The sequence below is a fragment of the Paenibacillus sambharensis genome (assembly GCF_003233845.1).
In the GTDB taxonomy this organism is placed as follows: Bacteria; Bacillota; Bacilli; order Paenibacillales; family Paenibacillaceae; genus Paenibacillus_I; species Paenibacillus_I sambharensis.
This window is the reverse complement of sequence record NZ_QKRB01000063.1, coordinates 1-12,138: the sequence shown is the minus strand read 5'-3', so window position 1 is coordinate 12,138 and position 12,138 is coordinate 1. Positions and strand designations below refer to the sequence as shown.

14 protein-coding genes are annotated in these 12,138 nt (G+C 42.8%); 9 read left to right on the top strand and 5 right to left on the bottom strand.

Annotated features, from left to right (window positions below; all coding sequences use genetic code 11):
• Positions 1-24: 24 nt before the first annotated feature.
• A complete protein-coding gene (locus DNH61_RS25740) occupies positions 25-801 on the bottom strand; it encodes an ABC transporter permease (RefSeq protein WP_111149828.1) in 777 nt (258 codons plus the stop codon).
• Positions 798-1,691, bottom strand: a complete 894-nt coding sequence (locus tag DNH61_RS25735; RefSeq protein WP_181438888.1) for an ABC transporter ATP-binding protein — start codon at positions 1,689-1,691, stop codon at positions 798-800. Before DNH61_RS25735 ends, DNH61_RS25740 begins: the two co-directional genes overlap by 4 nt.
• Positions 1,692-1,811: 120 nt before the next feature.
• On the opposite strand from DNH61_RS25735, the gene DNH61_RS25730 reads away from it, so the two are divergent.
• The 9 genes from DNH61_RS25730 to DNH61_RS25680 all read left to right on the top strand — a co-directional run bounded on the left by DNH61_RS25730 (position 1,812) and on the right by DNH61_RS25680 (position 9,075).
• Positions 1,812-2,792 (top strand): tRNA dihydrouridine synthase, encoded by a 981-nt coding sequence (locus DNH61_RS25730; protein WP_111149827.1) that lies wholly within the window; start codon positions 1,812-1,814, stop codon positions 2,790-2,792.
• A 116-nt stretch (positions 2,793-2,908) separates the two neighbouring features.
• Positions 2,909-3,661: a helix-turn-helix domain-containing protein gene (locus DNH61_RS25725; protein ID WP_245948340.1), complete on the top strand. Its 753-nt coding sequence runs from the start codon at positions 2,909-2,911 to the stop codon at positions 3,659-3,661.
• A complete protein-coding gene (locus DNH61_RS25720; RefSeq protein ID WP_111149825.1) occupies positions 3,654-4,244 on the top strand; it encodes a GNAT family N-acetyltransferase in 591 nt (196 codons plus the stop codon). The genes DNH61_RS25725 and DNH61_RS25720 overlap by 8 nt, the downstream gene beginning before the upstream one ends.
• A 7-nt stretch (positions 4,245-4,251) precedes the next feature.
• Positions 4,252-5,265, top strand: a complete 1,014-nt coding sequence (locus DNH61_RS25715; RefSeq protein WP_181438887.1) for an alpha/beta hydrolase family protein — start codon at positions 4,252-4,254, stop codon at positions 5,263-5,265.
• A 212-nt stretch (positions 5,266-5,477) separates the two neighbouring features.
• Positions 5,478-6,197, top strand: coding sequence for a DNA alkylation repair protein (locus DNH61_RS25710; protein WP_111149823.1), 720 nt, complete (start codon positions 5,478-5,480; stop codon positions 6,195-6,197).
• Positions 6,198-6,320: 123 nt separating this feature from the next.
• The gene (locus tag DNH61_RS25705) at positions 6,321-6,938 is read left to right on the top strand and encodes a GNAT family N-acetyltransferase (RefSeq protein ID WP_111149822.1); all 618 of its coding nucleotides are present in this window, start codon (positions 6,321-6,323) and stop codon (positions 6,936-6,938) included.
• A gap of 42 nt (positions 6,939-6,980) precedes the next feature.
• Positions 6,981-7,583 (top strand): class I SAM-dependent methyltransferase, encoded by a 603-nt coding sequence (locus DNH61_RS25700; RefSeq protein ID WP_111149821.1) that lies wholly within the window; start codon positions 6,981-6,983, stop codon positions 7,581-7,583.
• A 47-nt stretch (positions 7,584-7,630) separates the two neighbouring features.
• Positions 7,631-7,813, top strand: coding sequence for a hypothetical protein (locus tag DNH61_RS25695; RefSeq protein ID WP_111149820.1), 183 nt, complete (start codon positions 7,631-7,633; stop codon positions 7,811-7,813).
• 815 nt (positions 7,814-8,628) lie between these two features.
• Positions 8,629-9,075 carry a hypothetical protein gene (locus DNH61_RS25680; RefSeq protein WP_146241174.1) on the top strand — a complete coding sequence of 149 codons (447 nt, stop codon included), beginning with the start codon at positions 8,629-8,631 and terminating at the stop codon, positions 9,073-9,075.
• A 37-nt stretch (positions 9,076-9,112) separates the two neighbouring features.
• Here the strand turns inward: DNH61_RS25680 and DNH61_RS25675 are convergent, their stop codons facing one another.
• The 3 genes from DNH61_RS25675 to DNH61_RS25655 form a co-directional block, all read right to left on the bottom strand.
• A complete protein-coding gene (locus DNH61_RS25675) occupies positions 9,113-10,279 on the bottom strand; it encodes a C39 family peptidase (protein ID WP_111149817.1) in 1,167 nt (388 codons plus the stop codon).
• Between the two features lie 955 nt (positions 10,280-11,234).
• Positions 11,235-11,708, bottom strand: coding sequence for a hypothetical protein (locus tag DNH61_RS25660; RefSeq protein WP_111145103.1), 474 nt, complete (start codon positions 11,706-11,708; stop codon positions 11,235-11,237).
• Positions 11,680-12,138: CdiA C-terminal domain-containing protein (locus DNH61_RS25655; RefSeq protein WP_484216273.1), on the bottom strand; the 459-nt coding region annotated here is incomplete at its 5' end. The genes DNH61_RS25655 and DNH61_RS25660, both read right to left, overlap by 29 nt.

Below are 12,138 nucleotides of genomic sequence, written 5' to 3'. Positions count from 1 at the left end.
TTTTATAGATTTTTGTAGGGGTATTCATTGTGCCAATACGGCGGATGTCTTCTGAGAGAAAATAAATCGCTGAACACAAATGGCTAGGATGACAAGTCCGACAGAGATCGAGAGTAGAATCACATTATCTTTAATCACATTGCCGATTGAGGGATTGTTCGTCCATGCCGCCAGCAATGCATTCCGTCCATAGATGATGGGATTAATATAATAAACCAGCTTTTGCAGAAACTGCGGAAACATTTCAATCGGGAACGTTAAGCCGCCAAGGAACATTTGGTACATATAAAAAGCTAATGAGATTGGATTATAAATAGACGCCTTTCTTAGAATCGAAGTTAATAGGAACGTAACGGCAAAATGGAAAATCTCAATGACGGCAAGGGTAGCAAGGACTGGTATGATATTGTGCATGGGGAATACAGTTCCATTATAGAAGTAAGTAAACCCAATAAAAGCAAAAATGACGGTAAGCTGAAAAGCGAAGGTTGCCATAAATAAAGTGAAGGAGAAGCAGAGCTCATTAACACCCATAAACTTGAATTTTTGCAGGTTCCCGCTTTCCCTTGCCTGCACATAAAACGTACCAAATACACTAATGACCGCATTGCCTATAATGATGACGATGTACAGCGGAACGAGCAGATCGGATAAGGCCGAGCCGCTGAACTCTACATTCCTCAGCATAAATCCAAATAAAATATAAAAGCCAATGGGCATTAAAAAGGCCATAAGTACAGACGATTTGTCTCGAAACAGCAGTTTGAAATTATATTTGGTTAAGCTAATTACCGGTTTCATTTGGTTTCTCCCTTCTCATCCAGCTCATAGCCGATTATCTGTAGAAAAGCATCCTCAAACGTTCTCTTCTGCAGTTGGATATCGTATCCTCCGCATATTTTCAAGTTATCAAATACATCTTTCTCGTTATCTTCGTTGTATTCAATCATTAACTTATTGCTCTGCTGCTTATACGCATATTTAAGTGAGGAGAATCTAAAGCTGGAATCCACAAGACAGGTCGCTATTTTTTGATTCGCAAAAGCATTACTGATGATATCAGGAACCGTTCCTTGCAGCTTGACCTTACCCTGTTCAAGGACAATCACATAATCGGACAAGTATTCAACCTCATCTAGAAAGTGACTGGTGAGCAGCATACTGACGCCTTTTTCCTTACGGATCTTGTTCAATAAATCCCATATCATTCTGCGGGACACCACATCCAGCCCTGTCGTAAGCTCATCCAGAATAATAAGCTTGGGATTGCCGATTGTCGCCAGTAACACCGCAATTTTTTGTTTTTCCCCGCCGGACAGTTTTTCCAGGTATGAATTCTTAAAGGGCAGCATTTGTACGCTTTGCAGGAGCTCATCCACCGTTTCCTGACTGTTCAGCAGTTCAATATAGAGCTGTACAATATCCTTCACTTTCGCGTTTTTTTCGAATGTAGATGTCTGAGTCTGCACCCGGATGTATGTATAGAGCTCCTTTTTGTTAAAACCATAGGAAATGGAGCCTTCATAGTTTAAGTTTTGCATAATGGCTTGAATCAAGGTGCTTTTTCCTGCTCCGTTATGTCCCACAATCGATACAATACTGTTCTCCTCAATAGAGAAGGATACCTCAGTAACCGCATTTCGATCTGCTTTGTGGTAACGTATAGATACGTCCTGTAAATTTAAGATCATGGTTAATGTGCTCCTTTCGTTGCTTACAAGAGCTATTGTATAGTAGTTATGAGCCTGGAGCATGAGTAATTTGTGCAACAATGGGCTAGGGCGGTCTATTATTATAGAGAGGTTATGGATATGACAAACAATTTTTGGCGTGATTTGCCACGCCCCTTTTTTATACTGGCGCCTATGGAGGATGTGACAGATGTTGTGTTTCGTCATGTCGTCAGCAGGGCGGGCAGACCGGATGTGTTTTTTACGGAGTTTGCGAATACAGAGAGCTATTGTCACCCGGAGGGGCGCCATGCTGTGCGCGGGCGGTTGACCTTTACAGAAGATGAACAGCCCATTGTAGCGCATATCTGGGGAGACAAGCCGGAATACTTCCGCCAGATGAGCATCGGTATGGCCCAAGAAGGCTTCAAAGGCATCGATATTAATATGGGATGTCCTGTAGCGAATGTAGCCGAGAACGGGAAGGGAAGCGGCCTGATCTGCCGTCCCGGACTTGCAGGAGAGATCATCCAGGCAGCCAAAGCCGGGGGATTGCCCGTCAGTGTAAAGACAAGGCTCGGTTTCACTGACATCGACGAGTGGCGAGGCTGGTTAACCCATATTTTGCAGCAAGACATTGTGAATCTGTCCATTCATCTGCGCACCAGGGAGGAAATGAGTAAAGTGGCTGCCCACTGGGAACTGATTCCGGAGATCAAGAAGCTGCGTGATGAGGTGGCACCGCATACCCTGCTGACCATTAACGGGGATATCCCTGACCGTCAGACTGGCCTGAGGCTCGCTGAAGAGTACGGTGTGGATGGAATTATGATTGGACGGGGTATTTTTCATAATCCGTTTGCTTTTGAACAGGAGCCGACAGAGCACAGCAGTGAGGAATTGCTGGATCTGCTGCGGCTGCATCTGGATCTTCATGATGAATATTCAGGACTGGAATCCCGTTCGTTCCGGCCTCTTCAACGATTCTTCAAGATATATGTCCGCGGATTTCGCGGGGCCAGTGAATTAAGAAATGCCTTAATGAACACCAAGTCCACAGATGAAGTGCGGGCGCTGCTAGAGGAATTTGCAAGCAAAGAGCAGGATGGCGGCTCTCAGTAAAAAGTAGTGAAATAAACATTTCCGATTCAGACCCTGATCTGGTGAATATAAATATTCACGATTTCAGGGTCTTTGTTGAGTCTGGAGTAACTCCAGAGTATATAATTTTGGCAGAGGTGATGGGAATGCAAGAATTCATTTCTATTGGAGAGGCATCCCAATTATTAGGGTTGTCCATTGATACCATTCGTTATTATGAACAAATTGGACTGCTGCCTCCTATTAAGAGACGCGAGAGCGGTTACCGGGTCCTAGATCCAGTTGATCTGCTGCATTTAAAGGGGATCAGCTATTTAAGACAATGCGGGATATCGACAGATAAAATAAAACAGTTATTTCAAAATCCTGCGACAAAGGAAGCCGTCATTCAAGAAGCCATTCAAAGCTTGGAAGAAAAAATAAAGTCCCTTGAAGCTGCCAAAAATATTCTGAAGGAAGTTCAGGTAGAGCTTCAAAATTTCGACAAAGGGTTGCAGAAATACACGTATGAAACCTTAGATGGCTATTTCTCCCCTCTGAAGCCAGAGGATGTGTCCCTGAAAATGTATCTAGAAAGCGAGGATATGGCTTGGTTAATCCCTCTAGATGCAAATGGTCTGGAAGTTATACAGGGCAGGCTTACTCCGGAAAAACCTGTAGAAGGTTTTGAATTAAACAACTTGATGTTTGTCAGTAGAAATCTTGAATTTGAAAGTCAAAAGGATATAGAGTCTGAAATCTATAACCTGATACATTTCGCTAATGAGAAAGGCCACTTGATGAAAGACAGAGTTATGTTGATGGTATACAACAAGTCCTCTTGTTTCACAGGTAAAGCCTTAGCAGGCAAACTGCTCATGGAGATTGAAAAGGAGAAGGGCCATGATTGAAATAAGACAAGGCTTTGGGGAAAAGGAAAGTCCTCAGGCATCCAGGTTGTATGTGATTGCATTTAAAAGGAAATTCGAAAAGCTTATTGGTGAAGAAGCTGTCATGCAGGAGATGTTTGAAAAAGCCATCAATCCTGCGAATTGTTTATGTGCTTATGATGAATACAGCAGCTTGGTCGGGATATCGGGATTTCATAAAGGCAAAAACGGGCTTATCGACATTAAATTGACCGATTTTATTCAATCTTTTGGGCTCGTTAAAGGGTTGTGGAAAGCTGTTTTAACAGACCTGATTTTTTCACGAAAAGCCTTGTCAGAAGAAGAGCTTCTGATGGATGGGATTGCGGTAGACACTAGGTTTAGAGGTCAAGGTATTGGCAGTCAGCTCTTTGAAGCTCTCATGGATTATGGTAAGAACAATGGTTATAAACATATCCAATTAGATGTTATAGATGAAAATCCTAGAGCCAAGGCCTTGTATGAGCGGGTCGGCTTTAAGAAAATCCGCTATCAAAAAGTACCAGCGTTTATTGCTAAACTCATAGGTGTCACAGGAGTAACGACCATGGTGAAAGAATTGTAGGATGATAATGAAAAAGAAAATAATCGTGCTCATTTTAGCAGCAGTTCTGCTTTCCATTGTGCTTATTGTCCGGCTTGAAATTTTTGAGATTTCCTACGATGAAGCGATTGAGATTAATTTTACAAATGCAGGAGTAGATCTTTCGGGGACTTTGTATTTACCTGATACACCACCACCGTATGATCTGGTGTTTTTTGTACATGGGGATGGACCTCAGGATCGAACGTCGAATGGGGGCTATGCCTTTATGATGAACCATCTGCTGGATGAGGGAATCGCTTGTTTCTCCTATGATAAGGCTGGGGTCTCTAAATCCGAGGGCAACTGGCTTGCACAAACAATGAAGGACCGCAGTGATGAAGTTGAAGCAGCCATCAAGGTTCTGGAAAGCACGATATCTATAGACAGGAAAGGCGTCTTAGCCTTTTCTCAGGGTGGATGGGTCACTTCAGAGCTTTCTAAGGCAGGGGCGCGCATAGACTTTATTGTTAATGTTGGCGGCGCAATTGATTGGATGGACCAGCATATCTATTATGAAACAAAGGTGGGTGAAAGAAGAAATTACACAGATAAGCAAAAGAAAGACTACCTGTCTTATGTAAGGTCTTATGATGCCTTGATTGTTAAGAATGACTATGAAGGCTATGTGGATTTTGTCTTAAAACACGACTATGAGAAGCCCATGAGCAAAGAGCGGTTTCACTTTGCCTATTTAAACTCAGATGCCAATGCCATTGAAGGCATGAAAACCATGACAGTACCTTTCCTGGGTCTGTTTGGGGGGAAGGATCAGAATGTCGATGTCTATGAGAGTCATAAAGTCTATGATGAGACCTTTAAAGCCATTGGCAAAGAAAACTATGAACTTCATATTTTCCCGGATGCCACTCATGAACTTCTGAAAGGTAAGTATCAAGACAACGACACCCTTCTCTTGATCCACAGTTTTCTTATTGGAGATAACATCTATGCAGGCGGTTTTTTGGACACTTTAAGCAGCTGGATAAACAATTTGCCGTAGCGATGTGAATCTAGTAAACCTACCGGTCTTGAAAGTGCGGTTTCGTTTGTTCTTTTTCATGTGGATGGAAGTGTGAACAGTTGTTTGTTACGGGTATGCAAAAGTCATATCGTATATAATAATGGTAGGCAATTCATGCAGCTGAGAATAAAGCGTTCCTCAAGATCTTGATTAAGCTTAGAGAATTATTGCAGGACAAGGAGGGGTAATCCGTGAATCTTGAAATGGTGATGCAGGAGCTTGAAGCTCTTGGCAAGGAACGGCTGAAGAAGATGTATATATCAAATGGTGCGCATGAGCCGCTGTTTGGCGTGGCGACAGGCGAGATGAAGCCCCTCTTCAAGAAAATAAAAATCAACCAGCCTCTGGCCGAGCAGCTGTACGCGACAGGGAACTATGACGCTATGTACTTTGCCGGCATTATAGCCGATCCCAATGCGATGACGGAAGCGGACTATGACCGCTGGATGGATGGGGCTTATTTTTACATGCTGTCGGATTATGTGGTTGCTGTCACCCTGGCGGAGGCAGATATCGCACAGCAGGTTGCGGATAAATGGATCGCGAGCGACGAAGAGCTGAGAAGGTCGGCGGGCTGGAGCTGCTACTGCTGGCTGCTCGGGAATCGCCCGGATCGTGAATTCGCCGAAGACAAAATTTCCGGTATGCTCGATCTGGTAGAACGCACGATTCATGAAGCTCCCGAACGGGCGAAATACGCGATGAACAATTTCTTGTACACGGTGGCTGTATCTTATTTACCGCTTCATGATAAGGCCGTTGAGACCGCTAAGGCAGTAGGTCCGGTAGAAGTCGGGCAGGACAAGAGCAAGAGCAAGGCCAAGAGCAAGTTCATTCACGCTTCCGAAAATATTCAAAAGGCTGTAGATAAAGGGCGGCTTGGTTTCAAACGCAAACATGTAAGATGTTAAAATCCGTTCCAGGTTGCTGCTGAAAAGGGAAAACCAATAGCTGGTCTTCCAAATGACAGATAAGCATAGAGTAACGATGTTGAGTCTAGTTGGCAGCAGACTGTGCTGAAAGGCGGGATTGTGATGATTCGTAAACCAACCGGTAATGAAAGTGCGGATTGCATCAAGCTGATGTATATGTCGGGGCCGGAAATTTTCAGCTATTTCTTCACGGTGCGAGAGCCGGAGGTCTACAGCTACATTAATGTGTTCTATACCAAGCCGGATGTCCTGTTCAGCAGCGGGAATGTGTGGGTGAAGACGGAGAATGATAAGGTTTGCGGCCTTCTTCTCGCTGTCCCCGCTAGAGAGATGAAGCAGATGGACAAGAACATGATGAAGTATGGCAAAGAACTATCTAAGACAGCGGGATTTAGCAATACAATCAGGATGATGTTCCGTTCCGGGCTGCAAAAATATTTGACGAGTGTCAATCATGACGATGAGTATTATATCTCCAACCTTGCTGTCCTTGAGGAATACAGGGGCAGAGGCTTCGGAGTGGAGCTGCTGCACCAAGCTGAGGAGCTTGCAAGGGAACAAGGGTTTAATAAGCTGTCGTTAGCGGTTGAATTCAGGAACAGCGCTGCAATACGAATCTATGAAAAATTCGGCTTCCGCCAAACCGACAAGGTTGATTTTCCGAGGAAATATCACAAGCATTCTATAGATGGCTTTTATAAGATGGTGAAAGTATTATAGGAATGAACGGGTTTCAGATTCCGAATTAATGGAGGTAAGGCAATGGGGAATACTGATATTTTCGAGACGATAGCCGGTTCCTATGACACGCCCGACAGAATTCAGATCGCCAAGGTAATATCGAACGCCATCCGTGAATATGTAGATAACGGTAAAGATAAGAGTGCCATTGATTTTGGCTGCGGAACTGGGCTTGTCGGGCTGGATCTCATTGATGAGTTCGGGCATATGACGTTCCTGGATACCTCGGCAAATATGCTCGAGCAGATTGATCGAAAATTGGCAGACGCCGGCATTCGGAATGCAAGCACGTTATGCGTTGATTTTGAGACAGAGTCCCGGTCTGACCTGCATGCCGATTATGTGATTATGGCTCAGGTGCTGCTGCACATTCCGGACATAGAGCCTGTGTTGTCGAGATTATATGAGGTGCTGAATCCGGGCGGGCATTTGCTGATTGCGGATTTTGACAAGAATGAGAACGTTCAGTCGGACAAGGTTCATAACGGATTTGACCAAGAGGAACTTGCCCGCCTTATGACTACAATTGGCTACAAGGATGTAACGTCCAGAACGATCTATACAGGCGAAAAGATATTCATGAACCAGGATGCGTCCCTGTTTATTATGGATTGCAGGAAATAAGATTGAAGCCATTTCAATATCATCACAAAGGAGGTGAAACGGCAAAGATGAAATCAATTACAAAACAGCAAACCCAGACATCCCGCGGGAAAGTTCTATTTGCCAAAGCTGGGGAAGGGCTCCCCTCTGTCATTCTGATCAATGGAGGAAGCGGTCCGATTGAAGGTTGGTTTAAGGTATTTCACGAGCTTGCTGATGAAACAACCGTCTTCGCGTACAACCGAGTCTAGCTCCTCCATATATTCTTGTGGTCATTCGCTCGGAGGACTGTATGCCAACCTGTTTGCCAGGATGTACCCTCAAAAAGCTGCGGGTATTGTGCTATTAGAATCCAGTCATCCGCAAGACGTAAAGATCAATGAAACACAGGGCACCTTCCTTCGAGGGATTAATCGTATGCTGGGCAGCCTTGACTTCTTATTTCCCCATCGGAAGTGGGATGAAGTGCATTATGTAGATGAGACATTGAGGCAGATTGAAGCTGCCGGCCCATTCCCAGATATTCCGCTGTACGTTGTATCCGGGGCAAGAAACCGCCGATGATGCCAGAGCATGCTTTTGAGATACGGAAGAAGAACCAAAGAGACCTCATACATTTAAACAATCAAGGTAAGCACATCATTGCTTCCAACAGTGGACACTTCCCACAGTTCACCGACCCGACGCTTGTTATTCAGACCATAAGGAATGTATTACTGCTGTAAGAGAGAATCATGGCGGGGCGTAACATAACCGTGATGTGAAAATGAAACGGCCCCTTGCTTCCTTCTTTAAATTGTCCCCAGCAATCCGTCTTCGGTCAGCTTATCCCAGCCCATATAATCCGCATACATGGGATTCTCCGCAGGGATACCCGAACCCATTGATCCAGTAGTGCTTAGCCTTGAACCCCCTGTACCTCGTGCAAATCACAAATTAAATCATCATCTGAACTTGATTTTGGATTTGAAATCAAGCGACTAGCAATGGGGAGATGGAGACTTTTTCGGAATTAGTTGCAACTAATAGTTGAGCAGTATTGTCTATAATGATAAGGAGCCTTTCAGTGACGAATGGAGGAATGATGTTGAAGAAGGCGATGAAGTGGTGTCTTACTGCTCTAACTTTATTAATTCTTGTTTCGTGTACCCCAAGCACCAACCTTAACATCCCTGAGGCTGATTCTTTTTTTGAGGATATATCCGAGAAATATGGCGATATTACTGACGGACAAATTCAGCAGTTTGATAACGTATATATAACTATTCTTTATACTTTGTCGTCAGATGACTTTTCCGAAAAGGAGAGGAAGGAAGTGTTTAAGCAAACCCGTGATTTCTTTGAAAACCAAGAAATCAGAAAAATAATTATTAACGAAATTGGTTCCGATTATGATAAGAGAATGCTCAACGAGGGGTTTACAATTCGATTCCAAAAGCCCCGCTCGGAGATATATTGGGTTTATTTCAAAGAAAATGATGAGTGGATATTAATAGAGCACAAACCAGACTAAGGGCCTCTATCGTGAACGGCCCTTAGTCCGCTAATAATTATGAGTTAGCTGTTACCCACATTATTTGTCGAGGTTGTCCACCCCACCAATTCACATACTCTGTTCTTCCCCAAGTGTTTACGGTGATGGTACGGTAACTTGAATCAATGTCCTCATAAAAACCCACAACAGTTACAATATGCCACGAATACGGACTGCCACCCAGTGGATAAAAGACTCCAAAAGGACGATCATTATTTATGAAGCTCTTAATTTGGCTCCAAAAATATGAGTCTATACTAGAATCATAGTAATTTACAGTTGTAGAAAAACGGTAACCATTTTCTGAGTTTGCATGCTTTTTTATTCCATTTGCCCATCCTTCAGCGGAAGTACCGATAGCGGAGGTTCCCATATCGCTGAACAAGTGGTTCATCAAAGCCACACCGTCTGTTCGGTCAGTGTTTGACTGTAATTTATCATAGCCCCGTTCATCATAATAATTTAGGACATTTGCTCCCGCTGCAGGACCGCAACCGGTACTATTGTTGTTTGATTTTGCCTGATCGTAAGATCGCATTCCGCTGATTGTATCGGTATTATACACCATGGTGGTAAATATCGGTTCTTGCTTCGTCTTGGTATTTAACTTAGATTTGGCTTTAACCCACTCTTCTCTCGTTTTCATCTTATTACCTGGGTTGATGCTCAAACGTGGGAAGTCACTTACCTTTTGTTTTGATAACAGGTCATATTTTTCATGAACTCCATCCATTGTCTCGATAGCAACACCTAAAGCATAAGGCCCACCGTATAGGTATGTTGCTTTTTTTACCTTTTTATTATGCTTTGTTTCGAGCTCCTGACCAATCGCTGTAAGTTCTTTAGTGGGTGGAAGTCCAACACCGACTTTTACTACAGGATTAAGGTTTGTGTTGGCGCCGGCTATTATGTAACCTAATAGCTTATTTCCTTTTCTAATTTGCAGCTCATAAACAGCAGGATTGTCATCATGATCATAAAAAAGAGTGGGATTGCCTACTATAGCATCTTTCCAGGAGGTCTCAAAGTGAGGAACAATGATTTCTTCCAGATACTGTGTTGATACTTGAATTGCAGTCCCAACTTCGATAACCTCTGAAACTGATTCGACTGGGACTGCAGATACTGGTGTCCCGAATAAAAGTAAACAAGCACTAAGGATAAATCCCGCAACTTTTTTCATTTTTATCTCCTTTTCGGGTAGAGTGAATTTATATCATACAGTTTACTGAAGCCTATAAAGAATTATGTGAAAAACAAAAGTTAGTAATTTAATAAAGCTGAAGTGCAGTATAAGCTATATATCAATTCAAAAAGCAGAATGTAGATAGGTGTACGTCGCTGCTGTCTTGGGTATACCTAATTCAGCGGTGTAAAGGTTTGTGCTTCATTAGAAATCAAATTATTCAGATAATTAGCAAAGTAGACTCATGCGTACACTCCCCTTTCGTTTTGTAGTAGCATTTGGCTTGCCCTGGTGTATTCTCAGAATACAGGAAGGGAGTACCAAAATCCAGTATATTTAACTTTTATGCAAAAACATGTTGATGAAGAAATCATAAAAGCCGAAGTCGTTTAACAGGAAGTCGGCCTTAAGTAAGCTCTAGCCATTCATAGACGGCTAGTAACAGATTATAAGTAGGTCGTTCTCTTCTTCTGTCCTTTGGGCTGAATGGGAGTCCGGGGAGGCTTGAACCAAATCCAGCCTTCCTTCTTGGCAGTTGTTAAGGAATATCCGGCAACTTCAGGAGTTATGCACCTATGATCGAGGAAATCGGCCCCGTTTTGACAGCAAATGCAGGCATCGAATAGATGCTCCTGGATAATAAAATCATCAGGCATGCCGTTGAACTTTCGCGCTAAGCTTGAAACGATTTTGCTTCTCGCTGCTGCGCATGATCGGCTGAATTGCCTTTATAGCCGCGATCACGAGCCGGAGTCCATGGACAGGATTGGCGGAGAAGTGGAGCAGATGGATTTGTTTCAGAGGTTTATGAGCGTTGCATGGGAGTTATGGATGGAACGGAGGGTTGAGCCTGAATTGGCTGCGCCCCTCTCTTAGTAGTGCCGGGAGCTGCCAGATCAGCACCCGGGCACCAGTCTTCCTACAGAACTAAAATAAAATCCGATGAAACACTCTATTTCTTTAATTTTTCTTTGATATAAGAATGACCAAGTAAACCAAGTAGACTAGGGGTTAAGTACTTTATCTGGTATTGATTCAAATCACTATTGACGATTAACTGACCATCCTTCTTTCTAAGCAACTGATCCGAACCATTATCTAAAAACAACAGATTCCCACCACATTGTTTCAATAACTGCTCGATAACTTTAAACAAATATTTAATTCCTTGTTCAAAGGTATTGCCAAATAACTGAACCCTAATGCAAACATTAACATCTAAATCATAGTGGGTTCTAACAAAATTTATGTCTGAGATATCCTCAAGCTCAAGAGCCAATGAAAAGTATTCAGTCCCAATAACTATTTCTTCTTCATCGTTCTGAATCGATACCTTTTCATTCAAAAGGTTGACTATAGTTATTTTAATAAGATCTGCCAAAGACCTGCAACTGACATTAGATTCTAAAAACAATTCGAAATCCATGTAAATCTAACCCCCAAATGCCCTTGTGATTTTTACCGTCAGTCACAATGAGTAATTCTTGTAAGTTCTTTAAGTCTCCGTTTGGATTAGCTTTCCTTAGAATACCTTCAGTAATCTCAGTTATCTTCTCAGAAGTAAAACCATCTAAATTAAGTACAATTCTCTCCGCCTGTGTTTTTGTTTTAGTTCTAATATTCCTTAAAATATTGTCGGAATTTGTATCTATAGTAGGTGCATAACAGTCAAATACTTCGCCTTCAATTAGAAAATCTGGATTTGAAGATTCCTTTATGCCATATCCGTTTCCACCATTGAGTTCATCTAACATCTTTATGTGATATCCCTGATCTGCAAAGATATCTGCTGTTTCATTCTCTTTCTTAACACCATGTGAATCACCTTTAGTGTAATTCCCTTTTGGCTTACCTCC

Bases quoted from the DNA above. Each gene is read 5' to 3' on its own strand.
- DNH61_RS25740 (WP_111149828.1), bottom strand. From the start codon at position 801: ATGAAACCGGTAATTAGCTTAACCAAATATAATTTCAAACTGCTGTTT.
- DNH61_RS25735 (WP_181438888.1), bottom strand. From the start codon at position 1,691: ATGATCTTAAATTTACAGGACGTATCTATACGTTACCACAAAGCAGAT.
- DNH61_RS25730 (WP_111149827.1), top strand. From the start codon at position 1,812: ATGACAAACAATTTTTGGCGTGATTTGCCACGCCCCTTTTTTATACTG.
- DNH61_RS25720 (WP_111149825.1), top strand. From the start codon at position 3,654: ATGATTGAAATAAGACAAGGCTTTGGGGAAAAGGAAAGTCCTCAGGCA.
- DNH61_RS25715 (WP_181438887.1), top strand. From the start codon at position 4,252: ATGAAAAAGAAAATAATCGTGCTCATTTTAGCAGCAGTTCTGCTTTCC.
- DNH61_RS25705 (WP_111149822.1), top strand. From the start codon at position 6,321: ATGATTCGTAAACCAACCGGTAATGAAAGTGCGGATTGCATCAAGCTG.
- DNH61_RS25700 (WP_111149821.1), top strand. From the start codon at position 6,981: ATGGGGAATACTGATATTTTCGAGACGATAGCCGGTTCCTATGACACG.
- DNH61_RS25695 (WP_111149820.1), top strand. From the start codon at position 7,631: ATGAAATCAATTACAAAACAGCAAACCCAGACATCCCGCGGGAAAGTT.
- DNH61_RS25675 (WP_111149817.1), bottom strand. From the start codon at position 10,279: ATGAAAAAAGTTGCGGGATTTATCCTTAGTGCTTGTTTACTTTTATTC.
- DNH61_RS25660 (WP_111145103.1), bottom strand. From the start codon at position 11,708: ATGGATTTCGAATTGTTTTTAGAATCTAATGTCAGTTGCAGGTCTTTG.